Source organism: Pseudomonas sp. PA-5-4B (assembly GCF_021606215.1).
Taxonomy (GTDB): Bacteria; Pseudomonadota; Gammaproteobacteria; order Pseudomonadales; family Pseudomonadaceae; genus Aquipseudomonas; species Aquipseudomonas edaphica.
This window is the reverse complement of record NZ_WKDB01000029.1, coordinates 40,719-65,111: the sequence shown is the minus strand read 5'-3', so window position 1 is coordinate 65,111 and position 24,393 is coordinate 40,719. Positions and strand designations below refer to the sequence as shown.

The 24,393-nt window shown below is 59.8% G+C and carries 19 protein-coding genes and 1 pseudogene; 12 read left to right on the top strand and 8 right to left on the bottom strand.

Annotation, left to right across the window (positions count from 1 at the left end; translation table 11 throughout):
- Window positions 1–72 precede the first annotated feature (72 nt).
- From GIW28_RS16160 to GIW28_RS16150, 3 genes are all read left to right on the top strand, one after another.
- Window positions 73–999 carry an AraC family transcriptional regulator gene (locus tag GIW28_RS16160; protein ID WP_169986125.1) on the top strand — a complete coding sequence of 309 codons (927 nt, stop codon included), beginning with the start codon at window positions 73–75 and terminating at the stop codon, window positions 997–999.
- A 129-nt stretch (window positions 1,000–1,128) separates the two neighbouring features.
- Window positions 1,129–1,740, top strand: coding sequence for an FMN-dependent NADH-azoreductase (locus GIW28_RS16155; protein ID WP_017138816.1), 612 nt, complete (start codon window positions 1,129–1,131; stop codon window positions 1,738–1,740).
- A gap of 241 nt (window positions 1,741–1,981) precedes the next feature.
- Window positions 1,982–3,019 (top strand): alpha/beta hydrolase family protein, encoded by a 1,038-nt coding sequence (locus tag GIW28_RS16150; protein ID WP_017138815.1) that lies wholly within the window; start codon window positions 1,982–1,984, stop codon window positions 3,017–3,019.
- Here GIW28_RS16150 and GIW28_RS16145 read toward each other — a convergent pair.
- The 3 genes from GIW28_RS16145 to GIW28_RS16135 all read right to left on the bottom strand — a co-directional run bounded on the left by GIW28_RS16145 (window position 3,013) and on the right by GIW28_RS16135 (window position 7,441).
- Entirely contained in the window at window positions 3,013–4,188 is a 1,176-nt protein-coding gene (locus tag GIW28_RS16145) for an MFS transporter (protein WP_017138814.1), read from the bottom strand. The genes GIW28_RS16150 and GIW28_RS16145 overlap by 7 nt on opposite strands.
- A 285-nt stretch (window positions 4,189–4,473) precedes the next feature.
- A complete protein-coding gene (locus GIW28_RS16140) occupies window positions 4,474–6,060 on the bottom strand; it encodes an ABC-F family ATPase (protein WP_176992190.1) in 1,587 nt (528 codons plus the stop codon).
- A gap of 142 nt (window positions 6,061–6,202) precedes the next feature.
- Entirely contained in the window at window positions 6,203–7,441 is a 1,239-nt protein-coding gene (locus GIW28_RS16135; RefSeq protein ID WP_176992311.1) for an MFS transporter, read from the bottom strand.
- A 154-nt stretch (window positions 7,442–7,595) separates the two neighbouring features.
- Between GIW28_RS16135 and GIW28_RS16130 the strand changes: the two genes are divergently transcribed.
- Window positions 7,596–8,408: a class I SAM-dependent methyltransferase gene (locus GIW28_RS16130; protein ID WP_236447853.1), complete on the top strand. Its 813-nt coding sequence runs from the start codon at window positions 7,596–7,598 to the stop codon at window positions 8,406–8,408.
- Between the two features lie 141 nt (window positions 8,409–8,549).
- Here GIW28_RS16130 and GIW28_RS16125 read toward each other — a convergent pair whose 3' ends face one another.
- On the bottom strand, window positions 8,550–8,936 hold the full coding sequence (locus tag GIW28_RS16125; RefSeq protein WP_017138810.1) for a TIGR03067 domain-containing protein: 387 nt from the start codon (window positions 8,934–8,936) through the stop codon (window positions 8,550–8,552).
- Between the two features lie 363 nt (window positions 8,937–9,299).
- On the opposite strand from GIW28_RS16125, the gene lpxO reads away from it, so the two are divergent.
- The 6 genes from lpxO (at window position 9,300) to GIW28_RS16090 (ending at window position 15,795) form a co-directional block, all read left to right on the top strand.
- Window positions 9,300–10,199, top strand: a complete 900-nt coding sequence (gene lpxO / locus GIW28_RS16120; RefSeq protein ID WP_017138809.1) for a lipid A hydroxylase LpxO — start codon at window positions 9,300–9,302, stop codon at window positions 10,197–10,199.
- Between the two features lie 317 nt (window positions 10,200–10,516).
- On the top strand, window positions 10,517–12,511 hold the full coding sequence (locus GIW28_RS30665; RefSeq protein WP_026013822.1) for an aminotransferase class I/II-fold pyridoxal phosphate-dependent enzyme: 1,995 nt from the start codon (window positions 10,517–10,519) through the stop codon (window positions 12,509–12,511).
- 24 nt (window positions 12,512–12,535) lie between these two features.
- Complete coding sequence (locus tag GIW28_RS16105; protein WP_236447852.1) at window positions 12,536–13,390, top strand: transporter substrate-binding domain-containing protein; 855 nt, start codon at window positions 12,536–12,538, stop codon at window positions 13,388–13,390.
- On the top strand, window positions 13,390–14,094 hold the full coding sequence (locus tag GIW28_RS16100) for an ABC transporter permease (protein ID WP_099549733.1): 705 nt from the start codon (window positions 13,390–13,392) through the stop codon (window positions 14,092–14,094). Before GIW28_RS16105 ends, GIW28_RS16100 begins: the two co-directional genes overlap by 1 nt.
- Window positions 14,095–14,101: 7 nt before the next feature.
- Window positions 14,102–14,800: an ABC transporter permease gene (locus GIW28_RS16095; RefSeq protein WP_017138806.1), complete on the top strand. Its 699-nt coding sequence runs from the start codon at window positions 14,102–14,104 to the stop codon at window positions 14,798–14,800.
- The gene (locus GIW28_RS16090) at window positions 14,797–15,795 is read left to right on the top strand and encodes a DMT family transporter (protein WP_236459039.1); all 999 of its coding nucleotides are present in this window, start codon (window positions 14,797–14,799) and stop codon (window positions 15,793–15,795) included. The genes GIW28_RS16095 and GIW28_RS16090 overlap by 4 nt, the downstream gene beginning before the upstream one ends.
- On the opposite strand, the pseudogene GIW28_RS16085 reads toward GIW28_RS16090, so the two are convergent.
- A pseudogene (locus GIW28_RS16085) lies at window positions 15,751–16,296 on the bottom strand (TetR/AcrR family transcriptional regulator); the annotation flags it as partial. The gene GIW28_RS16090 and the pseudogene GIW28_RS16085 overlap by 45 nt on opposite strands.
- 84 nt (window positions 16,297–16,380) lie before the next feature.
- On the opposite strand from GIW28_RS16085, the gene GIW28_RS16080 reads away from it, so the two are divergent.
- Both GIW28_RS16080 and GIW28_RS16075 read left to right on the top strand, forming a co-directional pair.
- Window positions 16,381–17,379, top strand: a complete 999-nt coding sequence (locus GIW28_RS16080) for a succinylglutamate desuccinylase/aspartoacylase domain-containing protein (RefSeq protein WP_099549736.1) — start codon at window positions 16,381–16,383, stop codon at window positions 17,377–17,379.
- A 216-nt stretch (window positions 17,380–17,595) separates the two neighbouring features.
- Window positions 17,596–18,264, top strand: a complete 669-nt coding sequence (locus GIW28_RS16075; RefSeq protein ID WP_099549737.1) for a DUF3313 domain-containing protein — start codon at window positions 17,596–17,598, stop codon at window positions 18,262–18,264.
- A 97-nt stretch (window positions 18,265–18,361) separates the two neighbouring features.
- On the opposite strand, the gene GIW28_RS16070 is transcribed toward GIW28_RS16075, so the two are convergent.
- The 3 genes from GIW28_RS16070 to GIW28_RS16060 all read right to left on the bottom strand — a co-directional run bounded on the left by GIW28_RS16070 (window position 18,362) and on the right by GIW28_RS16060 (window position 24,140).
- Window positions 18,362–19,762 (bottom strand): DUF1254 domain-containing protein, encoded by a 1,401-nt coding sequence (locus GIW28_RS16070; RefSeq protein ID WP_099549738.1) that lies wholly within the window; start codon window positions 19,760–19,762, stop codon window positions 18,362–18,364.
- Between the two features lie 284 nt (window positions 19,763–20,046).
- Window positions 20,047–20,412, bottom strand: coding sequence for a response regulator (locus GIW28_RS16065; protein ID WP_017138798.1), 366 nt, complete (start codon window positions 20,410–20,412; stop codon window positions 20,047–20,049).
- A gap of 212 nt (window positions 20,413–20,624) precedes the next feature.
- Window positions 20,625–24,140, bottom strand: coding sequence for a hypothetical protein (locus tag GIW28_RS16060; protein WP_236459040.1), 3,516 nt, complete (start codon window positions 24,138–24,140; stop codon window positions 20,625–20,627).
- Between the last annotated feature and the right edge of the window lie 253 nt (window positions 24,141–24,393).

Below are 24,393 nucleotides of genomic sequence, written 5' to 3'. Positions count from 1 at the left end.
CTATTCCTATGAGTGCATAGCCATATCGGTGTTTGCGCAGTACCGTGCTGTTTTCGCCAGGAGCCATGCGCCATGGGTCGCACCCAAAAAATCATCGAGCTGATGGGGCGCTTGGCGCCTGTCGAAGGCTATAACCTGAGCGCTCTGGAGGATGTGCGTTTCCTGCGCTCAAATCGGCCGCTGCACCGGGTGTCGGTGCTGTACGACCCCGGCATCGTGATCGTCTGCCAGGGGCGCAAGCGCGGTTACCTGGGTGAAGAGATTTACCTGTACGACGCCCAGCATTACCTGGTGGTGTCGGTGCCGGTGCCGTTCACCATGGAAACCGAGGCCAGCGAAGCAGAGCCGATGCTGGCGGTGTACTTGCGCCTGGATTTCACCCTCGCCGCCGAATTGATGTTGGCGCTGGATGCGTTTCCCGAATTGCTCGAAGCCAAGCCGCGCGGCATGTATTCCTCGCCCATGGACGACAAACTCAGTGAGTCGCTGCTGCGGTTTCTCGAAGCCATGAGTGCGCCGATGGAGGCACAGGTTCTCGGCCCCGCGCTGATGCGCGAGATCTACTACCGCATCCTTACAGGCGAGCAGGGCGGTTCGATGCGCGCCGCGCTTAACCGCCAAGGCCAGTTCGGCAAGGTGGCACGCGCAATCCGCAAGATTCATGGGGACTACCACCAGCACCTGGACGTGGAAGCGTTGGCGCGCGAGGCGATGATGAGCGTGCCGAGTTTTCATGCGCACTTTCGCACGGTCACCGACACCTCACCGATGCAATACCTCAAGTCCACGCGCCTGCACCAGGCGCGCTTGTTGATGCTGCGCAACGACATCACTGCCGCCACGGCGTGTGCTCAGGTGGGCTATGAAAGCGCCTCGCAGTTCAGCCGAGAGTTCAAGCGCTTGTTCGGGCGTACGCCCCAGGAGGAGATTCAGTGGATGAAACGCACCTATGCGCTGCCGGCGCCTACGTCGGCATCGATTTATGTGTCTTCGCACTGAGTTGGCGAGCTGATTGTCCTGCTGGCAGGACGAACAATCACATTTGTGCCGTCTAATCGACTATTGGGTTCATGTGTAGGATTAACCTCATTCGATCGCCCAGCCGCGATCCTCACTTGGAGAACCCGCATGAAACTGTTGCATATCGATTCCAGCATCCTCGGCGACAACTCGGCTTCGCGTCAGCTCAGCGCTGGTGTGGTCAAGGCCTGGCAAGCGGCTGAGCCAGGTGTGGAAGTGACCTATCGTGACTTGGCTGCCGAAGGCATCAGCCACTTTTCCGGCCTGACCCTGGGCGCCCTGGGTACCGCTGCCGAATTGCGCGACGCCGTACAAAAACACGAGGCCGAACTGAGCGCTACGTCCCTGGCTGAATTCATCGCCGCCGACGCTGTAGTCATCGGTGCGCCGATGTACAACTTCTCGGTGCCGTCCCAGCTCAAGGCCTGGATCGACCGTATTGCCGTGGCCGGCCAAACCTTCCGTTACACCGAAGCGGGCCCTGAAGGCCTGTGCGGCGGCAAGAAGCTGATCATTGTTTCCACCGCTGGCGGTCTGCATGCGGGCCAGGCGAGCAATGTGGGGCACGAGGATTACTTGAAACTGGTGTTTGGCTTCCTCGGCATCACTGATATCGAATTTGTCCGCGCCCAAGGCCTGGCGTACGGTGAAGAAGTTCGCAGCAAGGCCTTGAGCGACGCCAACGTAGTGATCAACGAACAATTGTTCGCCGCCGCGTAAGGCTTGTGTAAAGTTCGCCTCTGTTCGGTTCCAATCTGAACCGGGGCGCCTAAACTCTGTATTCTGATCGCCTGAACGCGACCGGAGTACGGAGTTTTTTCGTTTACCCGCTGTCATTACTTTGGCCCAGGTTATGCACGCATGGGTTTATCACCCGGAGCGAGTGCCTTGGCCCATGGACTTTTCAAACCGACATGCCGCGGGTGTTGAACGTGGTCGCGCAGCAAAGGTGGACATCCCCATGATGCGTCTTTGTGCTGTTTTGGTTCTTTCCCTGCTCGGTGGCCTGATTTCAGTGCACGCCGCCCCGGCGCCGCACCCGCATTGGAGTGTGGGCTTTCATCGCATGAGTTTTCTCGACCCGCTGGATCAGCAGCCGATGAACGCCATCGCGTTCTATCCGTCCACCGATGACGAGCATTCCACGCAGTTGGGTCCCTACCACGTGGCTGCCACCCAGGATTCCAAAGTGGCCATCGGGCGTTTCCCGATGCTGATGTTGTCCCACGGCAACACCGGTACACCGCTGGCGCTGCACGATCTGGCCACTTCCCTGGCGCGCAAGGGGTTTGTAGTGGTAGCCGTGCTGCATCCCGGCGACAACTACAAGGATCACAGCCGCCTGGGCACGGTGAGCAACTTGTACGGGCGGCCGATTCAGATTTCCGCAGCCATTACCGCGACCCTGGGCGACACGATGCTGTCGCCGTTCGTCAATGTCGACCAAGTGGGGGTCATCGGTTATTCCGCCGGCGGCGAAACCGCGCTGATCCTGGCCGGTGCCAAGCCGGATTTCGACCGCCTGCGCCGCTATTGCCAGGAGCGCCCGGAAGACCGCGACGCCTGCACCACCAAAGGTGAGCTGGTGGTCGACCGTGAAGACCTGCAGCCGCAAGCCGACCCGCGTATTCACGCCTTGATGCTGATGGCGCCGTTGAGCCTGATGTTTGGCCGCCACACGTTGGCCGATGTGCACGTGCCGGTGCTGCTCTACAGTGGCGACGGCGACAAGCTGGTGGCCGTGGACAAGAACGCCGCTGCCCTGGCGCGCAAACTGCCGCAGCCGCCGGATTTCAAACTATTGGCCGGGGCCGGGCACTTTGTGTTCATGGCGCCGTGTGACAGCGACCAACTGCTGGCCATGCCGGCGATTTGCACGGATGCCGACGGTGTCGACCGCGAAGGCATCCACCGCGACCTGATCTCGGAGGCGGGGCGCTTCTTCGTGCATACCCTGGGTCAGTCGACCCGCGCCGGTTTGCAGACCGCTGATCAGTAAGCGCGGCGCTTGAGCTGCACGGTCAGGCACAGGGCCGTGACCGACAGCAGCGCGGCGCAGAAGAAGATCCAGCCATAGCCGAGGTTCAGTGCCACGGCGCCCATCAATGGCCCGGCAATCGCCAGGGCCAGATCAAAAAACACCGCATACGCACTCAGCCCCGCGCCACGGCTGCTGTTGGGCACTTGCTTGATGGCCTCCACGCCGAGCGCCGGGTACACCAGCGACAAACCGAAGCCGGTCAGCCCGGCGCCGATCAGCGCCACACCGGTGGAGGGCGCCAGCCACAACAGGGTCAGGCCGACGGTCTCGATGGTCATGCAGGCAATCGCCGCGCTGAACCCGCCGAAGCGGCTGATGGCGGAGATAAACACCAGGCGCGACAAGATAAAACACACGCCAAACACCGTCAGGCAGTACGCCGCACCGACCCAGCCACGGTTGAGGTAATACAGGGTGATAAAGGTGGTCAGCGTGCCGTAGCCGATAGACGCCAGGCACAGGCTGGCGCCAAACGGCGCGATGCGCCCGAACACCGACCAGAATGGCAGCCGCTCGCCACGCACCACCGGCACCGACGGTTTATTGCGGATCAGCACCAGGCCCAAGGCGGCCAACACGGACAGCGCGACGCCCAGGCTGGTGTAGCCATAGTCGGCCACCATCACCACGCCCAGCGGCGCGCCAATCGCGATGGCGCCGTAGGACGCGATGCCATTCCAGGAGATCGAGCGCGCCGTGTGTTCGGCACCGACCGCGCCCATGCACCAACTGATGGTGCCAACGCCGATCAGGCCTTGGGCCACGCCGAGCAACAGCCTGCCGACGATCAACACCCCAAGGCTCACGGCGGGGATGCTTTCAAGCAAGGTTGCGAAAAATGTCAGCACGCCACTGACCAGGATGCCGGCCAAACCCAACACAATGGCGCGTTTGGTGCCGACGTTATCCGACATGCGCCCAGCCATCGGGCGGCTGAGCAGGGTGGCCAGGTATTGCGAGCCGATGGTGACCCCGGCGACTACGGCGCTGAAGCCCAGTTGTTCATGCACATAGCCTGGGATCACCGCAATCGGCAGGCCGATGCAGATAAACGCGATAAAGGTGTAGAAGACAATGGAGACGATCTGCAGGGTGATCGACAGAGAGCTGGGGGCGGCGGCAGGCATGGTCACTCATTCGCGGGCGGGCGGTGAGGGCATGATGGCAAGGGCGTGGGGGAAAAGGAAGCTGGCTAACGGGTTTTGCTGAGTAGGCCGTCATCATAAGCCGGTCTATTGTGGTGAACAGGCTCGATGTGGCGAGCAGGCTTGCCCTGCGCTGGGCTGCGCAGCGGCCCTAAAACCAAACACCGCGTTTTGCCTGGCAGAACGCGGTGTTTTTTATTGGGGCTGCTTCGCAGCCCAGCGCAGGGCAAGCCTGCTCGCCACAGCAAGCCGGCTAGCCGCGGGTGCTTAGAACACCACGCCTTGGCTGCGCAGGTAGTCGTCATAGGTGCCGCTGAAGTCGATCACGCCGGTGGCGCTCAACTCGATGATGCGGGTGGCCAGGGACGATACGAACTCACGGTCGTGGCTGACGAAGATCAGCGTGCCCGGGTAGTTTTCCAGCGCCAGGTTCAGCGCTTCGATGGATTCCATGTCCAAGTGGTTGGTGGGTTCGTCCATGATCAGCACGTTCGGCTTTTGCAGGATCAGCTTGCCGAACAGCATGCGGCCTTGCTCACCACCGGAAATCACCTTCACCGACTTCTGGATCTCGTCGTTGGAGAACAGCATGCGGCCCAGGGTGCCACGGATCATCTGCTCGCCTTGGGTCCACTGGCCCATCCAGTCGAACAGGGTCACGTCGTCTTCGAAGTCATGGGCGTGGTCCTGGGCGTAGTAGCCCAGCTCTGCGGCGTCGGTCCACTTGATGCTGCCGGCGTCCGGGGTCAGTTCGTTGACCAGGGTGCGCAGCAGGGTGGTCTTGCCGATACCGTTCGGGCCGATGATCGCCACGCGCTCGCCAGCTTCAACCTGGAAGCTGAAGTCCTTGAACAGCGGCTTGCCGTCGAAGCCCTTGGCCATTTTTTCGACCATCACAGCCTGGCGGTGCAGCTTCTTGTTCTGCTCGAAACGGATGAACGGGCTCACACGGCTCGACGGCTTGACCTCGGCCAGCTGGATCTTGTCGATCGCCTTGGCGCGGGACGTGGCTTGCTTGGCTTTCGAGGCGTTGGCCGAGAAGCGGCTGACGAAGGATTGCAGTTCGGAGATCTGCGCCTTCTTCTTGGCGTTGTCCGACAGCAGCTGCTCGCGGGACTGGGTCGCCACGGTCATGTACTCGTCGTAGTTGCCCGGGAACAGGCGCAGCTCGCCGTAGTCCAGGTCAGCCATGTGGGTGCACACGCTGTTCAGGAAGTGACGGTCGTGAGAGATGATGATCATCAGGCTGGAACGCTGGGTCAGGATGTTTTCCAGCCAGCGGATGGTGTTGATGTCCAAGTGGTTGGTCGGTTCGTCGAGCAACAGCACTTCAGGGTCGGAGAACAGCGCCTGGGCCAGCAATACGCGCAGTTTCCAGCCTGGTGAGACTTCGCTCATCGGGCCAAAGTGCTGCTCCAGCGGAATACCCAGGCCCAGCAGCAGTTCACCGGCGCGGGATTCGGCGGTGTAGCCGTCCATTTCGGCGAATTCGGTTTCCAGCTCGGCAACGGCCATGCCGTCTTCTTCGCTCATTTCCGGCAGCGAGTAGATGCGGTCACGCTCAGCCTTTACCCGCCACAGCTCTTCGTGGCCCATGATCACGGTGTCGAGTACGGTGAATTCTTCGTAGGCGAACTGGTCCTGGCGCAGTTTACCCAGGCGCACGTTTGGCTCCAGCATGACCTGGCCGCCGGACGGGTCGAGGTCGCCGCCAAGGATTTTCATGAAGGTCGACTTGCCGCAACCGTTGGCACCGATCAAACCATAACGGTTGCCGGCGCCGAATTTGACCGAGACGTTCTCGAAGAGCGGCTTGGCGCCGAACTGCATGGTGATGTTAGCTGTGGAGATCAATTACTTTACCTATCAATGAGTTGCGAGCGTGGCGGCAGGAGCCTTCAGGCATGCGTCAACAGCGACATCAAGGCGCGAAACCCGGTCGCTGAGCAGAAAATTTTGGCTGTGTGTTGGAATTTGGCGCGCATTGTCGCATATGTCAGGCGACAGTTGTATGGCAGGCGAACGATGGTTTCTCCAGAGTCTCCGGCATCGCCAGCCATAACAGCGCCAAGGCCACGGCCGCCACGCCGGCCAGGGTCAGGAATGCCGCGTTGTAGCCGGCCTGTTGCACCACGAAACCGGCCAGGCTGCTACTCAACGCCGCACCCAGGCCAAACACCGTGGACAGCGCGCCGAGGCTCACATTAAAACGCCCGGTGCCCTGGGTCAGGTCCTTGACGATCACCGGGAACAGCGCGCCAAAGATCCCCGCGCCGATGCCGTCGAGCATCTGTACCGCCACCAGCCAGTAAGGATCACTGGACAAGGTGTAGAGCACGCCGCGCAGTGGCAGGATCAGGAAACCTGCGAGCAGCAGCGGTTTGCGACCCCACACATCGGCCTTGAACCCCACCAGCCAGGCCATCGGCACCATCACCAACTGCGCGGCGACGATGCACGCCGAGGTCAGTGGCGTGGCCATCTGCAGGTTGATCTGCGCGAGCTTCTGGCTGACCAACGGCAGCATCGCCGCATTGGCCAGGTGGAAGAGGGCGCAGCAGATGGCGAATATCAGCAGCGGCCGGTTGGCCAGCAGGACTTTCACACCGGACGGTTGTTCGTGATCGCTGTGGTGGGCCGGGTCAAAGCCCCTGGCGACTTCATGGTCAATCGCCTTGGCCGACACGCAGCTCACGGCCACGATACTGGCCAACGCCATAAAGGCCATCAAGTAAAACACCACCACCGGGCCGTACAGGTACGCCAGGCCGCCGGCCAGCAGCGCTGCCACAGCATTGCCGGCGTGGTTGAAGGTTTCGTTGCGCCCCGTTCGGCGGGTGAAGGCGCGTGGCCCGGTAATTCCGAGGGAAATGGCCGATATGGCCGGTGCAAACACCGAGGCGGCCACGGCACTGGCGGCCTGGGTCAAGGCCACCCAACTGAAGGCGCTGACAAATGGCAGCATCAGGCAACTGATGGTCACCAGGATGGCAGCCGCCGCAATCACCGCGCGCTTGCTGCGTGTGCGGTCGATCAGCGCGCCCGCCGGGCCTTGGGTGACCAGTGCGGCGATGCCCGCCAGGGTCATGACCACGCCGATGCTGGCCGGGTCCCATTTGTGCACGGCCAGCAGGTAAATCGCCAGGTAAGGCCCGAGGCCGTCGCGCACATCGGCCAGGAAAAAATTGAGGCTGTCCAGGGACAAGGTATTACGCAAGTCAGAGTGATTGGCCACGGCGTTGTCTTCGCAAAGGGTGTTCAGGGGCTGGACACTCATTGGGCTAGTGACCCGTGGGCCTGAACAGAAGTTTCGCTGCCGCTGAGGGTTTCATCTGACGGGCGTTTGGATTATTTTCCGTAGCCCGCTGAAATGACTCCCTGGAGACGCAATGGACATGCCCTCAGCCCAACAGGCAATCGCCGATAATAAGGCCGCCTGGGACGCCTCTGCCGCGCTGCACAAAGATACTGCGACCTGGAATACCTTGCTGCAATCAGTCGTTGAGCCGGCTTTTTCCTGCCTCGATCCCACCATCACCGCGTTGTTGCAAACTGTCGGCGTTGCCGGCAAGTCGGTGGTGCAAGTCGGCTGTAACAACGGGCGTGAAAGCCTGTCGCTGTTTGGCCTGGGCGCGCGCGAGGTGGTGGGTGTCGATCAATCGACAGCCTTTCTGGCGCAAGCTCGGGAGTTGGCTGATATTTCCCCGCATAACCCGCAATTCATCGAAGCCGATATCCATCACCTGCCTGAGCGTTTGCTTGGCCGGTTCGATATTGCCTTGGTGACGATTGGCGTACTCGGCTGGATGCCGGATGTGGCGCTGTTCATGCAGCACGTGGCCAGTACCCTCAAGCCCGGCGGCACCCTGGTGATCTACGAGACTCACCCTTTCCTGGAAGTCTTCGCCCCTCAGGCCAGCAACCCGTTTTTGCCCGACAGCTCGTATTTTCAACGCGATCCGTTCGTGTTGCAGGCGTCAATTGTGTATGAAGGGCTGACAGAGGTGCCTGGGCCGACGTCCTACTGGTATGTGCATACCCTGGGCAGCGTCGTCACCGCGGCGATTGCGGCGCACTTGCAGATCGAGCATCTGCAGGAGTATCCGCACTCCAACCGCGAGGAGCTGTATGACCAGTACGAGCACCAGTCGGCCCAATTGCCGTTGTGTTTCACCCTGACGGCCATCAAGCGCGCTGTTTGAGCGGGTTTTTCGCGCACAAAAAAAGGCCCGCGACAGAAGAGGCGGGCCAAGTGATTCACTGGAGTAGGTGGCCTTACGCTAAAGGCCAGGAAGTAAACACCGTGTGAAAAGCATGTCGGCGTTTCGGATGGCATGCGGTTTTCAGGTGCGGCGCACGAAGGCGCGCATGGTTTGCCCTGGCCCGGTGCTGAAGACCGTTGGGCGGGGCATGCCTTCATCCGCTGCGATAAACACAAAATTATCGCCTTCGAGGCGATAACTGGCGGGTAACGCTTTGCCGGCGTCATCGCCCATGGAATCTACCCAGGTAATACGTTTGGGCGTGGTGCTGCTGTCCAGGGAAAACCGGCCAGCCAGCAATACGTTGCCAGCGACGGTTCGGACTTCGAACTGATCACCCTCAATCGTGGTAATGGCGCCTGGCGCGCTGTGTGCGTCCGCAGGGTTGAGTACGCCGCTGTCTTCCAGGGAAGTCTGCTCCCAGGCGCCCTGAAGCGCGGTGAAGTCCGGGTCTGGTTGAAGTTTCATGCAAGTTCCTTTTGCTGGAGATTGATTGGCGCGATGATAACTGAAAGGGGATTGAACCTGGTTGGGTGCCGAGTTTTTTGTGGGTTGCCAGCGCAACCGCCTGCGCTGTAAATAGCCTCACTCTGGGCTTGCATCCAGGCAGGCGCACGTGAGTCCTACGCGTTGCGTAGACAGCTTTTCACAATTCTTAGTTAACCTTTGGTTACAAACTGTGGCTAAATAAAGGTCTAAGGCGTGGTTTAGGAAGTGACTCGTCCGGCCAGCCGCCACTATGTAATCGTGATTTCAGGTGCTGCTTATTTATCCTCGGCCGTTGTGGGCATGCAGGAGCAGCCTGTTCTCTTCTAACTTGTGACGAATCCCTTGAAACTCATCATTGTTGTTCTCTACGTTGCCTCCATTGCGTATGTTCACCTGCGTGGCAGAGTGCGACACAAGCTGGGTCGCCAGCTTAGCGATCACTCGACGTTCCTTGCGCCGATCAACTGTTTCCTCTACTTGTTTTCCAGGCAGCCAAGCCGTCCGTTTCTGTCGCCCAGCGACTTTCCGGACCTGAGCCCGCTGCAGGAGCACTGGGAGGAAATCCGCCAGGAAGGTCAGAACCTGATGCGCGCGGGCGAGATCAAGCGCTCGGACCAATACAATGACGTGGGTTTCAACTCGTTTTTCAAGTCGGGCTGGAAGCGCTTTTACCTTAAGTGGTACGGCGACAGTCACCCTTCGGCGATGAAGCTGTGCCCGCGTACCACTGAGCTGGTGCAAGGCATTGGCTCGATCAAGGCGGCGATGTTTGCCGAGCTGCCGCCGGGCTCCAAGCTGGTGCGCCACCGTGACCCGTATGCAGGCTCTTATCGTTACCACCTGGGCTTGGACACGCCGAACGATCCGGGTTGCTACATCAATGTGGATGGCGAGAGTTACTACTGGCGGGACGGTGAGCCGGTGATGTTTGACGAGACTTACATTCACTACGCGGAAAACACTACGCAGCAGAACCGCATCATTCTGTTCTGTGACATTGAGCGCCCGATGAAGTACCGCTGGGCGGCGGCGTTTAACCGTTGGTTCAGCCGTAATGTAATGGCGGCTGCGGGTTCGCCTAATGATGAGGGGGACAAGACCGGTGGTTTGAACCGCGCGTTTACGCGGTTGTACAAGATTCGTTTGCGTGGCAAGGAACTGAAAAAGCGTAATCGTGCGCGGTATTACCTGGAAAAATGGGCGATTTTCGCTGGGTTGGCGCTAATTTTTATCCTGATCTGATCTGCCTGCTGCTCCATGTGTGGGTGCTGGCTCGACAAGCCAGCCCCCACATTTGATCGTGTGTAGCTCTGCTGTTGCCAAGGTGAACCGCCGTCAGGGCGCAACCCTTAGCCGCCGTTACCCCGATAACGGATATGCACTCATCCGCCACACTCAAACTCCCCCGCAAATGTTATTCACGACCTGTTCACTCGATAAACGACACCCCCTCAAACATACCCATTGAACGACTGTTCAGTTTGCACTATGTTGACCGCATCCACCCGTTTGCACACAACCGGGTTCGCGCTTTTTCTTCTTGAACGAGAGGCTCTGGCATGCGGTTTTCCCCCTTCGTCGAACGAATTGCAGGGCAGGGCGTCGCCGCCTGGGACATCCACCACGCCGCGTTCCAGGCTGCCAGCCAGGGCGAAGACATCATCATCCTCAGCGTCGGCGACCCCGATTTCGCCACGCCGGCCTTCATCACCGAAGCCGCAGTCAGCGCGTTGCACAGCGGTGACACGCACTACACCGAAATCCCCGGCCGCGCCGCCCTGCGCGAGGCTGTGGCGGCGCGCTACAGCAAGACCCTGGCACGCTCACTAAACGCCGACAACGTGATCATCGTGCCCGGCGCACAGAACGCGTTGTTCATCAGTTCCCTGTGCCTGCTGCAAGCCGGTGATGAAGTGCTGGTGCTCGACCCGATGTACGTCACCTACGAAGCCACGCTCAAAGCCAGTGGCGCCACCCTGGTGCGCGTACCGTGCTCGCCGGAGTCCGGGTTTCGCCTGGATGCACAACGCCTGGCTGCCGCCATCACCCCGCGCAGCCGCGCCATCTTCTTCTCCAACCCCAATAACCCCACCGGCGTGGTGCTCAACCCGCAGGAACTGCAAGCGATAGCCGACCTGGCTACCGCCCACGACCTGTGGGTGGTGGTGGATGAGGTCTACGAAAGCCTGGTGTTTGACGGCCAATACCACAGCCTCGCCGCGTTACCCGGCATGGCCGAGCGCTGCATCGTGATTGGCAGCCTGTCCAAATCCCACGCCATGACCGGCTGGCGAACCGGCTGGTTGATCGCCTCGCCGGAAATGATCGCCCACGCCGAAACCCTGGTGCTGAGCATGCTCTACGGCCTGCCGGGTTTTGTGATGGAAGCCGCCACAGCAGCCGTGCTGGCCCATGACGAAGTGACGGTGGGCATGCGCGACATCTACCGGCGCCGCCGTGACCTGGTCGTGGCCGGCCTGAGTGCGTGCCCCGGCATCAAGGTACAAGCGCCGCAAGCCGGGATGTTTGTGCTGGTGGACGTGCGCGGCACGGGTTTGGGCTCATTGGATTTTGCCTGGCGCCTGTTCCGCGAGGCGGGTGTTTCGGTGCTGGATGCCGCGGCGTTTGGCGAGCCGGCGCAAGGGTTTGTGCGGCTGTCGTTCACCTTGGGCGAAGCACGCCTGGCCGAAGCCTGCCAGCGTATCGCCAGGTTCGTCGCCAAGCTTGCGGGCGAGCCGCGTGTGGCGCCGACGCCTGAGATCGACGTGCTGCCGCCTGTCGAAGCGCGCAAGATGATTGAGGTGATCGACCTGCACAAGCGCTTCGGCAATATCGAAGTGCTCAAAGGCATCTCGCTCACGGCCAACGAAGGTGAGGTGATTTCGCTGATCGGCGCCAGCGGCTCAGGCAAAAGCACCTTGCTGCGCTGCATCAACATGCTTGAAGTGCCCGACCAGGGCAGCATCCATGTCGACGGTGAAAGCATCAAGCTCAACTACGGCATGCCCGGCGCGCCGCTGGTGGCCGATGCCAAGCAATTGGTACGCATCCGCTCGACCCTGGGCATGGTGTTCCAGAACTTCAACCTGTGGCCGCACCGCACCGTCCTCGAAAACCTTATCGAAGCGCCCACCCAGGTGCTGCGCGAAAGCCGTGCCGAGGCCATCGAGCGCGCCGAAGCCTTGCTCGACCGCGTTGGCCTGGCCGCCAAACGCAATGAATTCCCGGCGTTCCTGTCCGGCGGCCAACAGCAGCGTGTGGCGATTGCCCGCGCGTTGGCCATGCGCCCCAAAGTCATGCTGTTCGACGAACCCACCTCAGCCCTCGACCCCGAACTGGTGGGCGAAGTGCTGCGTGTGATCCGCTCCCTGGCCGAAGAAGGCCGCACCATGATCCTGGTCACCCATGAAATGGCCTTCGCCCGGGATGTGTCCTCCAAAGTGGCTTTTCTGCACCAAGGCTTGATCGAAGAAACCGGCACGCCGGACGCGGTGTTCCTCGACCCACGCAGTGAGCGTTGCCGACAGTTCGTCAACGCGCATCAAACTCGCTAACTCCAGAAAAAGACGGGGCAAATCATGAAATGCAAACGCATGGCAACGTGGTTGGGCAGTGCAGTGTTGATGTTGACCGCAGGTTTTACCCTGGCGGTAGAAAAACCCATCGTGTTCGCGGTGGCGGCCGAACCCTATCCGCCGTTCACCGTAAAAGGCGGTAACGGCCAGTGGTCGGGCTTTGAAGTGGACCTGATCCACAAGCTGTGTGAAGGCATGAAAGCCGAATGTCAGATCAAGGAAGTGGCGTGGGACGGCATCATTCCGTCGTTGCTGGCGAAGAAAATCGACGTGATTTTCTCCTCGATGTCGGTCACCGATGAACGTGAAAAACAAATCGCCTTCAGCCGCGCCTATTACGATTCACTGCTGGGCGTGGCAGGCCCCAAAGGCGCTACGGTGGACATCACCCCCGAAGGCCTCAAGGGCAAGTTGATCGGCGTGCAGATCTCCACGGTCAGCGCCAACTACCTGAAGAAGTACTACGAGAACATTGCTGACCTCAAGTACTACGACACCCAGGAATCGGCCAACGCCGACCTGATCGCCGGGCGTATCGACTACATGATGGCCGACGACACCGCCATCGCCATGATGGTCAAGACCCCGGAAGCCAGCGGCCTGGCGCATATCGCCAGCGTGCCCTACGACCCGATCATCGGGCGTGGCGTCGGCGCTGGTTTGCGCAAGGAAGACACCGCGCTCAAGGCACGCCTGGACAAAGCCATCGGCGAACTGCTGGTGAGCAAGGACTATGACGACTTGTCCCAGCACTATTTCGGCCTGTCGGTCAGCCCGTGCAAGCGCGGTGACACGCCGGCCTTTGTGAGCAAGACCTGTGACAGCCCCTATCAGCAAATCGCCCAGAAGACCGAATAATGCTCGATCTCCTCAGCTTTGGTGACCAAGGATGGGGCAACGCACTGCTCAAAGGGTTATGGATGACCCTGCAAATCTCCGTTGGCGCGTTTGCCGTGGGCTTGCTGATCGGCCTGGTGGTGGCCTGCGCCAAGCTCAGTGCGCCGCGCCCGATTGCGCTGTTGATGCGTGGTTACACCACGGTGTTTCGCGCGGTGCCGGAACTGCTGCTGATCCTGCTGCTGTATTACGCAGGCTCCATGGGCCTCAACGCGTTGATGCTGTGGCTGGGTTTTGCCCAGGTCAACATCAGCGGGCCGTTGGTGGCGATCCTGGTATTAGGGCTGGTACAGGGCGCCTATGCGTCAGAGATTTTCCGCGCGGCGATCCTGGCGATTCCCCACGGCCAGATCGAAGCGGCGCGGGCCTTTGGCTTGAGCGGCTTTGGCCTGTTTCGCCGGGTGACCTTGCCGATCATGGCGCCGTATGCGCTGGCGGGGATGTCCAACCTGTGGATCAACTTGATCAAGGACAGTGCCTTGATCAGCGTGGTCGGTACCAATGAGCTGCTGTACACCGCCAAGCAGGCGGCGGGTTCCACCCGTCATTACTTGCTGTTCTACCTCACGGCCGCCGCCTTGTATTACCTGGTGACGCTGGCTTCCAACTACCTGTCCGGACGCCTGGAACGACGTATTCGTCGCTGGATGCCGGTTGTCGAGTGAGGCGCGCATGCCTGAGTGGATAAGTTACTACGCCGGGCTGATCGCCAAGGGCTTGCAGACCACCTTGTCATTGCTGTTGATCAGCGCCGTGCTGGGTTTTGCCCTCGCGGTGCTGGTGGCCCTGGCGCGGTTATCACGGCGCAAATGGCTGGCGCGCGGTGCGCTGGCCTACACCAGTGTGCTGCGCGGTACACCGCTGCTGATCCAGATCTACATTTTCTACTACGGCCTGGGCAGCCTGTTTGCCCAGTTCCCGATGATCCGGGGCAGTTTTTTGTGGCCGTTCCTGCGTGACGGCTACTGGTACATCGTGTTCGCCCTGGTGTTGTCGGTGGGCGCCTACGTCGGTGAAGTGATTCGCGGTGGCCTGCTGGCGGTGCCCAAGGGCGAGATGGAAGCCGCTTCGGCATTTGGCATGACCCCGCGCCAGGCCCTGCTGCGGGTGCGCTTGCCACGGGCGATGCGTCTGCTGTTGCCGACCTTGGCCGGTGAGACGGTGATGCTGCTCAAATCCACCGCGCTGGCATCGACCATCGCCGTGGTCGACCTGCTGGGCGCGGCTAACGTCGTACGTGCGCAGACCTTGCAGATCTATCAACCCTTATTGTTGGTGGCCGGTGTTTACCTGTGCCTGACCTTCCTCATCGAGGGCGTCTACGCCATCGCCGAACGGCGCGGCACGCCGCTGCGCAGGTCGGCGGGATGAAACAGGACCGCGCGCTGCAAGGGATAGCCCTGTGCTCATTGGCCTACGCGTTTCTGGCGTTGCAGGACGCGGTGATCAAATGGCTGGTGGCCGATTATTCGGTGTTCAGCATTCTGTTCTGGCGCAGCCTGGTGGTGGTCGGTGCGTGCGTGATCGCCGGGCGCATGGGCTTGTTGCGTCGGGTGTGGAGCTCGGTGAGCCGCAAGCTGCTGATCATTCGTGGGCTGCTCTCGCTGCTGGCGTGGTTGCTGTATTACACCGCCGCCAAGGACCTGACCCTGGCGGAAATGACCACCTTGTATTTCTCCGCGCCGGTCATGGTCACGCTGCTGGCCGCGCTGATCCTCAAGGAACGTGCGAGCCGTGGGCAATGGGTGGCGCTGATCATCGGGTTTGTGGGTGTGGTGATCGCCTGTCGCCCCAGCAACATGCTCGATCCAGTGCCTATCGCGCTGACCCTGGCGGCCGCGTTGTGCTGGGCGTTCACCTATATCCAGCTGCGCCAGGTCGACCCGGCAACCTCGGTGCTGGAGCAGATGCTGATCACCAATGTGGTGTTCGTGGTTTGTATGGCGCTGACCTTGCCCTGGACCCACACGCCAGCGCCGACCCCGGCCTGGTTGGGGATGCTGGCCGCAGGTCTGGTCGGCGGCATAGGTCAGTTCCTGTTGTTTGCGAGTTTCCGCCGGGCCACGGCGACCTTGCTGGCGCCGTTCGAATACACCGGGTTGATCTGGGCGTTTTTGCTCTCGAGCCTGATCTGGGGCACGTCAATGGATGTGTCGCTGATCATCGGCGCCGTGTTGATCGCGGTCAGCGGCACCCTGGCCATGCTCAGCGCCCGCCACTCGGAATCACAAGATGTGGTCGGCGCCGAATGCTCCGTAACGCAACCCCTGTACCCAGCAACGACAGATGTGCAGCCCGTTGGCGGGGCTGAAAGTACCGGGGTTCAGACACCCCTCGAGCCAGAGCCCGTCGAGCATCGCCGATAGGCCAATGGCGGCCAGGTGGCTGTCGTGGATCAGCAGGTTTTCGCTGCGGGCCAGGTCGTCCAGCAGCTGTTGGATCAGCGCCAGGTAGGCGCGGTAGCTGTTTTCGTGGGACTGGTTTACGTGGGGCGAGTGGCGGATCAGGCTCCAGAACACCACCCACACGCCGAGCAGGTCGGGGTCCATCACCCGTGGCGAAAACGACGCGCTAAGAAACGCGTCCAGGCGCGCAGCGGCGCCTTCGGCCAGCTCGACTTGCGCCCATAACGCGCTGGTCAGCTCATTGGCGAGCTTGTGGTAAGTCTCGGCGATCAACGCGTCGATGCTGCCGAAATGGTGGTTGAGCAAACCCACCGAAACGCCGGCTTCGGCGGCAATGCGGCGCACGGAAATCCCGGCGTGGCCGTCACGGGCCAGGCAGGTAAGGGTCGCGGCAACCAATAAGTCGCGGCGTTCATCGGGGTCGGCGCGGCGCAGTTTGGGAGGGTCGATGGTCACGGGCATGCCTTTGATAAAAGACCAGGGTGCTCAGGTTAATTGAACGTGTGTTCAATCTCTAGCGATTAAATGATCAGAGGAGGGCAAGGCATGGCAAAAGACCTTTCGTGGCAGGTGCCAGGTGATGCCGGCAACACACTGCACATCGGCGCCTGGCGCTTTGAAGGCGACGGCAGTGGCCCCAAGGTGCACCTGCAAGCGGGTGTACACGCCGATGAAATCGCCGGAATGCTGGTGCTGCACCAACTGCTGCCGCGCTTGCAGGCGTGTCAGGCCCAGGGCCGCCTGCGCGGCAGTGTGACCGTGGTGCCCCAGGCCAACCCCTTTGGCATTGGCCAGTTTCGCCAGGGCAAATTGCTCGGGCGTTTTCATGAGGCCACCGGGCAGAATTTCAACCGTGCGTTCGATCATTCCCTGGCCATGGAACGCCCGGCGAGCAACCTGGCGCATTGGCAAAAAAGTTTAGTGCAGTTGGCGTCCGACGCCGACCTGGTGCTGGACCTGCATACCGACGATGAGGCCTTGCCGTACCTTTACGTTCATCGCAGTTTCTGGCCTGAACAAGGCTTGGCATTGGCGGCCGCGTTGCAGGTCGAGGTGGTGATTGTCTGGGATGAAGGCGGTGACGGCTCTTTTGAAGAAACCATCATCAACCATGGCGCGCCGCGCTTGGCCGCGACTGTCGAATTGCGCGGGCAGGCCGATGTCAGCGATGCGCTCGCGCAACAAGACGCCGACGGGCTGTGGGCGTGGCTGTGCATCAATGGCGTGATTGATGAAGTCGCCACGATCAGCGAATGGCAGGGCGAAGTGGTGGACATGGGCTGCATGGAAACCGTCCTCGCGCCCTGCGCCGGCGTGCTGGTGTTTGAAAAAAGCCTGGGTGACCTGGTTGAAGAGGGCGAGCGTTTCGCGCGCATTATAGGCTGCCCTGGCGACCCGTCTTCGGAAGTGTTTTTGCAGGCAGCGCAAACCGGCCGCATGGTGACACGCCACCGTGAGCGCCGGGTGGCCCAGGGGGCGGTGGTGGCCAAATTCACCGGCACACGGTTGTCGGACAGCTACAGCGGCGGTGTGCTGGACCCTTAGATCCCCAGACCTACACATAACCCTTGTGGGCGCGGGCTTGCTCGCGAAAGCGGAGTATCTAGAGAAGGACGTGTAGACTGACCCACCGCATTCGCGAGCAAACCCGCTCCCACAATTTACCCTCGTAATCGGCAATCAGGTCGCCTTCGATCAATGGATAAGTGGGCTATACCTACAGTTCAGGGCCATCGACGATGACTGCCAGGGAGTTCAATGATGAAATCAAGGCTAATGATCAGCACGCTGTGCGTTGCAATCGCAATGCTCGGCTGTGCCAGCAAGGTAACGCAACCGGACGAATATTCAGGTTTTCTCGCGGACTACAGCCACCTCAAAGAGGCGAAGTCGCCTTCAGGGGCCGAGGTGATGCGCTGGGTTGATCCCGAGCTGAGTCTGAATAACTTCACGGCGGTGTTCATCGAACCGACGCAGTTTTACCCCAAACCCCAAGCTACCGCGAAAATTCCCGACAGCACCCTCAACGGCATCAACACCTATTACAACCAGGCGCTCAAGCGTGAGCTGGCCAAATCGCTGCCGCTGGCCAACGCGCCAGGCCCAGGTGTGATCGTAGTGCGTGCGGCCATTACCGCCGTCAGCAGCAAGACCGAAAGTCTCAAGCCCTACGAGTATGTCCCTGTAGCGCTGGTGGCTGCTGCAGTGAGCACCGGCACCGGCATTCGTGACCAGGAAACCACCCTGGGCACTGAGGCGCAGTTCCTCGACGGTGGCAGCGGCAAAGTAATTGCCCAGGTGGTGCGCAAAGGCACCGGCAAGCCGCTGTCCAACGACTCGCAGGTGATGAAGGCCGATGATGTAAAAAGCGTGATTGACGGCTGGGCGTCGGACTTGCATCAGTCCTTTGTGAAGCTCAAAAAGCCCTGACTACTAACTGTGGCAAGGGCGCAAGCACCCTTGTCGGCCTGATGTCTTCAGGCGCGTGCCCGCCCTTGCGCACGGGCACGCTGCTTTCACCCGAGCATTATTTAAGCGGGGTCAGTGGCGGCAGCTTCCATTGGCCATTCCCCACCTCAGGCTTGGGCAGGTAAATCCGCAGTACGGCGTAAAACGGACCGGGCGGGGCCGGCAACCAGTTGCTCTGTTCAGCCTTTGGCGGCTCGTGATGCTGCAAGGCCAAGGTCAGGCCACCGTCGGCGTCCAGTTTGAGGTTGGGCAGCATCGCTGAGTTGATCAGGTAGCGCTTCTTGAGGTTGGGCGCCAGCAGCTTGGTTTTGGCGTCGTACATGGTCAGCGACCAGAACGCTTCGGCCGGTGGCAGTTGGTCCTTGGCAAAGTGCACGGTGTAGCTGTGGCGTGCGCCGTTGGCCGGTTTGCCTTCGCTGTCGACGAAGTAGCTCATGTAGATGGCTTCGTCGGTGGAGTTGCCGAAAATCCCCATGTTTGCGCCGGCATAGCGGTACAAGTAGTTGTTTTTCAGGCGGTCACGGCTGCCGAACAGGTCGCTGCTGGTGACTTGGTGAGTGTCGATTTTGTCTTTCTTGAACGCGGCGAACTCAGCGCGGCCATCGGCAATCCCATCTTCCAGGGCTTTGCGCTGTTCAGCGGTCAGGTCTTTGACCTTGAAGGGCGCGCCGGGGGCGATGCCGATCCTGGCAAAGCGCGTCATCAGGTCTTTCTCGCTGTCCTGAGGCGCGGCAAAGGCCAGCATGAAGTTGAGGTAGCGAAACAGCTGCGGGCCTTCGGTCATGGTTGCCATGGGTTTAGGCCATTCGATCTTCGCTACTTTGGCCGGCGCAGGCTGTTTCACGTAGGCACTCAGCGGCTGCACTTTGTAGCCATTCTGGATCTGCTTGACCTTGTTCAAGTCCTTTTCATCAAACAGCTGCGTGCGGTACAGCGCATAGGCAATGTTGCTTTCGCTGTAGATCACGCGATCGACGTCGACAGGTTGCTGACCTTTCCAGTCCGGCCCGGCGATCATGTAGTGGCCACCATTGTTGCCGGTGCTGCGGGTGCCCAGGTAGGCGATGTTCTGGGTGTATAGATCGATCAACTGCACCGAGTAGTAACGGTTGTCTTCAATCTTGGGCAGGGTCAGCACCAACGGCTCTTTGCGCAGGTCCATCCACACGAAAGAGTAGGGTGTGTCCGAGTTCGGGGTGACGAATGCGGTGTCCCTGGGTGTGAACACCTGGGCGGTGTTGCCGATATGATTGAACGGTGCCTTGTAGTTGGCACCGCCTTTATCAACGGCCTGGGTGTAGAGCGTCTTGTACATCTCCACTACCGGGTAGCCATACAGGTAGGCTTCCTTGGCAATGGCCCGGGCTTCAGTCGGGGTCGCCGTGAAATCGGCCCAGGCGCCGGTGCTCATGAGTATCGAGAGGCTCGCCAACAGCAGGCGCGTCGGTTTTCCAATCATGTTGTTGCGTCCTTCCTGAGTGCTTTTTAGAGGGCGTGGGATCAAAGCCCAGAGTTTCCTGTTTTATTGGCCGAACGTCACGTTAATCCCTGCAAACAACGTGAACTGAGTGACTCCGTCGGCCTTGCGTGCCACTGTCCATGGCGGTTCGACAAAAGCGCCAAGGATATGACTGCCGGCTTTCCAGGCCGTGCCCGTGCCCAGTCGATGGGAATGTAGTGGATGTGGGGGTGTTCACGGTTTTGAGTGCCGCAGTTGTGGGCATTGCCTGTGAGGCAGTGCCCTCAAGCGGCAGGCAACATCGATTTGACCTTGTCACGCAGTTGATCAATGGAGAACGGCTTGGCAATTACCTGCATACCTGCGGGTACGTCGATGTTTTCGGCATAGCCGCTGGCGAACAGGATCGGCAGGCTAGGGCGAAGCACGCGTACTTGGGTGGCCAGATCCTTGCCGCTCATGCCTGGCAGGCCCATATCGGTCATCATCAGGTCGATATGCTGATCGGCATCTTCAGCCATCTTGAGGGCCTGTTCGGCATCGGCAGCCTCAAACACCGAGAACTCCAACTCTTCGAGTACATCGACGATCAGCATGCGCACGATGGCGTCGTCTTCGACTACAAGGATGGTGGAGGGGGCAGCGCACATAGGGGGAATTCCTGAAAAATGGAAGGGCAGGTGTCTGTCGGTTGTAAGACCGTTCTCTACTGAGTCACGGCCATCTCGGCAAGTTCCATTGGTGGGGCATTGTGAAGGGAAAGGGGGCAAATGTCGCGTGGCATGCAGGCGGTGTGCTGAGCGGGCAATGCGTCAATGACACGCTACAAGCGGGCCATTGACACCAGGGGGTCAAGCGAAAGTCAAAGTGTGGTGTTAAACAGGGCATACGGTTTGTTGTAGGGCACCGTCATAACAAAGTCTCCATCACTGAATTCGCTGATGTGGTACTCCGGCACACCTTTGGTCACCGCCACTGGATCAAGGGTGCCCGCCGTCTTCCCGCTGTTCAAGGAGACTTCCAAGCCTTTTCGCATTGAGGCTTCATTTGGAAAAGTTGCAAGACCGAAGTTTGGATTAAAGAAAAACCATTCCTTCTGGTTGTTTTTATCGAGCGTGACGCCCGCCAGAAGCCCATGGTTCTGGGTGCTGATCTTCAGGAGCGTGGGAGGGCTTGCGGTACTTAAACGCGCAGCAACGTCGGTATACGGCACTTGGCTGACGCGTTGAATACCGTGAAACTGTTCGCGGAGCACCTGATGCATTTCGTTCAGCTCTTTGCGAAAGGCCTGAACCTTGGTGTCGTTAGCATTCCTGGCGGCTTTGAAAAAGTTATTGATGAAGGCGTCCCTGCGGTTGTTAAGAATGGCCAGCGCCATCGTATTCACCAGGGCTGCACACTCACCATTGGACGCCAGGTCAGTTTGGCTGAGATAGAAGTTCTGCGGCATGATGTAGGCCTTGCCACCTTCGGCCAGTACTTCCGCTTCAAACGTCTTGAAGCTCTCAAGACTCTGGATCGCCATGCGCTTTTCTATCTCTTTGGCCAATGTGCCGATGGCTTCGGGATTCCCGGCCTTGCTGACGGCCAAGCTTTTTATCTGCGAGACCCTCATGCTCGAGTGATAGCCCGGGATATCGTCGACAACCCCGGAAAGACCTCGAGCGTAAGCAACTGGGTTGCTTTGTTGCGCTGCCTGTAAGGCTTGCCTGAACTGATCTCCGGTTGCATTTGGTACGGGAGCGACATAAGTGGCCAGCCAATCTATGAAGTTGTTGTTTATTTCACCATTGGCCGCGACGGTTACAGGTTTGAAATCGGTGAGCCCGGTACCATACGGTTGTTGCGTGCCAGGGTTATAGCTATACCACTTGCCCTTTTGAAACACCGCCGCCTCTTCAACAGCCCGCCCTGCACGTTTGAAGGTCCCCGTCGCCACTATGCCGTGGGTATTACTGGCTGCCTTGAGCGCGCTGATAGCATCGGCACCTTTGGACAACAGGTAATTGCCGCCTTTACCCAATAGCTTGAGGCCTCCAACCGCCAAATCACCCAAACCACTCACGGGGTTGAGCAGGCCGAGCGTGGAGGCGCCGATAATCTGGACGGCCTTTAACCCCTTGGCGCCCGTGGAAAGAGCCGAGCCGCCTATCTTGATCAATTTTCCTGCGGTGGCGGCACCGGCACTCAGGAACCCGAAGATATCCAGTGTCAGGTCGAATATTCCATCGCCATAGTTGCCGTTCTGAAAGTTGATGACAGCTGATCTGAAAGGAATCAGATTTAACAGGAAATTACTCAGTGGTTTTGGCCCGCCCTGCAATGTATCCAGGGTAGTCTGGCCGCGCGCCAGTTCTTTTATCGCGGGGTCGTCGAGTTCAAGGTGTTCGGCAAATACTGTGCCTATGCGATGGGAGCGCTCGCTATTGAAGCTATCCAAGGGGCCGTCCTTTACCGGTTGCTCCGTGCTCAGACGACTGTCTGCCCCCTCGAGCTTGACCTGATTGACGGTAAATACCCTGTTGGCAATCATTGGCTTGGGTTGCGTGATCCTGGACAGCGGCACCCCTTCAATCGTGCCGCGGTTCAGGTCGATTTCGTAGGTGGTTATCTGCCCCTCCAGCTCAACCTTGACCAACAGTTCCGGTTGATTTTTATCTGGCGTGCTGCCCCAGAAGCCGGTCGACAGCCTGGATGTGCGCTCATAAAAAAACTCGAGCTTCCCGAAATCGAATTTTTCTCGGTCCTCTAAGAGAAGTTGGGAGATCATGTGCTGAACGGTCGTAGCGACCGCGTCCTTTTTATCAGCGATTGCGCGTGCAAATTGCTGATCGAACGCCTCCTGGACGCCAAACCTTGGGGTACTGTTCAAGGCTTCCAATGGGATACGCGGGTCAGTTGACATAAAGGGGCGCGGATTCGGCATGTCCATCATGGCGATGTCCAATAGCGAATGCATGCCGCCCAGCCCGACTTGACCAGGCTCCCCGCGATACGGGTCTGTACCGAGCACCTTCAAGTCGAAAAGCGCTCCGAGGTCGCCAAATCGCTCGATGAGCTTGGTCCGCGCAATACCTTCTCGCGTGGGTAGTGCTTTGTCCAATGTCTGGCTGGCAACCAACCGCTTGCTGACTTGTCTGTTGAATTCATCCTTGAGGGTATTGAGTCGTTCGGGGCTATAGCTGTCCTCTGCATTTGCAACGAATACACCGTTGGCGACTCCCCAATCCACCAGTGCGCGGGTCTGAGCGTGCGCATTCGCAGCCGATGGTGCACATTTTTGTGCATCGCACATGACCTCGGCAAAGGTCATATTGGCGACGGTACCTGGCCGCTCGGCTTCGATAGCCGCGGCCGCAACCGTCAGGTTGAACCACGCCACGCTGCCGATTTTTACACTGTCGGGAATATCTTTAATCAGAAACTGCGGCGCTACCCTGGACAGCAACAGATGGGTAGCGAGTTTGACCGTGCTGGAATTGGCGCGGCCATTTTTCTCAAGATGACGGCTCAAACACGCGGTAACCTCTGAGGGTCGCTGCCCCCAGTGATCAGGGGCATGCAAAGGCCATTCGGCGATTTTGTTGCGCTCAGGTGCCCTGAGTGACTCCGGGTCGAGCCCCAGGTGAATCGCCGCTAATACGTAGTCGTAGAGGCTGTTGTCCGTGGCCGCGCCCTGCAGGTGGGCCTGCAAAGCCAGGCCGAGTGCTCGGGCCTTAGGCGAGTCGAGCAGCTTTTGTATCGTCACGGTCGGGTCTTGCAAGTCGCTTTGGCTGACTGAACTGCCGCTCAGCAGATAGGTCAGTACGCCATTGCCATGGGGTGGCAACGGCAAACCTGGCAAACCTGTTGTGTCGGATTTGAGGAAGGCGCGAATGCTGTGCTGGTCCGCCTTCGCCATGGGCATTGGCCAGGTGAGAGCGCCACCGAAATCACCCAGGGGGTGCTGTAAGGCCTTTTGCTCCAGTTTCTGCGCGAGTGCCGCCATCTCATAGACCGTGCGCGGCAGTTCAAAACCCAAGTGCGTGATCACTGTCGCCAGGGTTTGCGCTGTCGGCTGCACGTGGGCGTACGCCGAGTCTTTATGGGGCGTCAGACGACTATTGTTCAACCCGAATGAGACATTGTCCGGGGTAACGGGCTTGCCATACGTCCGGGTATCAATGCCGCGCAGTTGCTCGGCCAGGTTGCGCAGGTTCTGCTGGTCTGCCAGTTGTGTGCGCAAGGTGGCGGGGGCAGGTGTTTGAACCACGCGTGGGGAATCTGAGGCGGTCGTAGTGAACGTGTGTGAAGCGTCTTGCGCAACCGGCGCGGGAGCTTCGACGACAAAGGCGCTGGGGTTGTCTGCAAGTGTGCGGGTAGGGGCGGTTATGCTCATTGGGGGTACCTTGGGGGGCAAAAAAGACGCCTTCCAAAAGATCTTCCGTGTTCGTGAGGCGCTGTCCTGAGTGCCGCAACCCTTCACCTACGTTCCGCCGCATCTGTATGCACGTATGTAAGGGGTCTGATGAAACCGGCCCGAATTGGCGTGTAACTCACTCGCAGCCTGTAGGCCAGCGCTTCAAAACAACGCACAAACATAGCCTTGCCCCCTGATATTCGGGCAAACTCCCCCTTTTTCCGCACTTGGC

What these genes read in the sequence shown, in the direction of transcription:
- GIW28_RS16160 (WP_169986125.1), top strand. Translation starts at nt 73, where the DNA reads ATGGGTCGCACCCAAAAAATCATCGAGCTGATGGGGCGCTTGGCGCCT.
- GIW28_RS16155 (WP_017138816.1), top strand. Translation starts at nt 1,129, where the DNA reads ATGAAACTGTTGCATATCGATTCCAGCATCCTCGGCGACAACTCGGCT.
- GIW28_RS16150 (WP_017138815.1), top strand. Translation starts at nt 1,982, where the DNA reads ATGATGCGTCTTTGTGCTGTTTTGGTTCTTTCCCTGCTCGGTGGCCTG.
- GIW28_RS16145 (WP_017138814.1), bottom strand. Translation starts at nt 4,188, where the DNA reads ATGCCTGCCGCCGCCCCCAGCTCTCTGTCGATCACCCTGCAGATCGTC.
- GIW28_RS16130 (WP_236447853.1), top strand. Translation starts at nt 7,596, where the DNA reads ATGGACATGCCCTCAGCCCAACAGGCAATCGCCGATAATAAGGCCGCC.
- GIW28_RS16125 (WP_017138810.1), bottom strand. Translation starts at nt 8,936, where the DNA reads ATGAAACTTCAACCAGACCCGGACTTCACCGCGCTTCAGGGCGCCTGG.
- GIW28_RS30665 (WP_026013822.1), top strand. Translation starts at nt 10,517, where the DNA reads ATGCGGTTTTCCCCCTTCGTCGAACGAATTGCAGGGCAGGGCGTCGCC.
- GIW28_RS16105 (WP_236447852.1), top strand. Translation starts at nt 12,536, where the DNA reads ATGAAATGCAAACGCATGGCAACGTGGTTGGGCAGTGCAGTGTTGATG.
- GIW28_RS16100 (WP_099549733.1), top strand. Translation starts at nt 13,390, where the DNA reads ATGCTCGATCTCCTCAGCTTTGGTGACCAAGGATGGGGCAACGCACTG.
- GIW28_RS16095 (WP_017138806.1), top strand. Translation starts at nt 14,102, where the DNA reads ATGCCTGAGTGGATAAGTTACTACGCCGGGCTGATCGCCAAGGGCTTG.
- GIW28_RS16090 (WP_236459039.1), top strand. Translation starts at nt 14,797, where the DNA reads ATGAAACAGGACCGCGCGCTGCAAGGGATAGCCCTGTGCTCATTGGCC.
- GIW28_RS16080 (WP_099549736.1), top strand. Translation starts at nt 16,381, where the DNA reads ATGGCAAAAGACCTTTCGTGGCAGGTGCCAGGTGATGCCGGCAACACA.
- GIW28_RS16075 (WP_099549737.1), top strand. Translation starts at nt 17,596, where the DNA reads ATGAAATCAAGGCTAATGATCAGCACGCTGTGCGTTGCAATCGCAATG.
- GIW28_RS16070 (WP_099549738.1), bottom strand. Translation starts at nt 19,762, where the DNA reads ATGATTGGAAAACCGACGCGCCTGCTGTTGGCGAGCCTCTCGATACTC.
- GIW28_RS16065 (WP_017138798.1), bottom strand. Translation starts at nt 20,412, where the DNA reads ATGTGCGCTGCCCCCTCCACCATCCTTGTAGTCGAAGACGACGCCATC.
- GIW28_RS16060 (WP_236459040.1), bottom strand. Translation starts at nt 24,140, where the DNA reads ATGAGCATAACCGCCCCTACCCGCACACTTGCAGACAACCCCAGCGCC.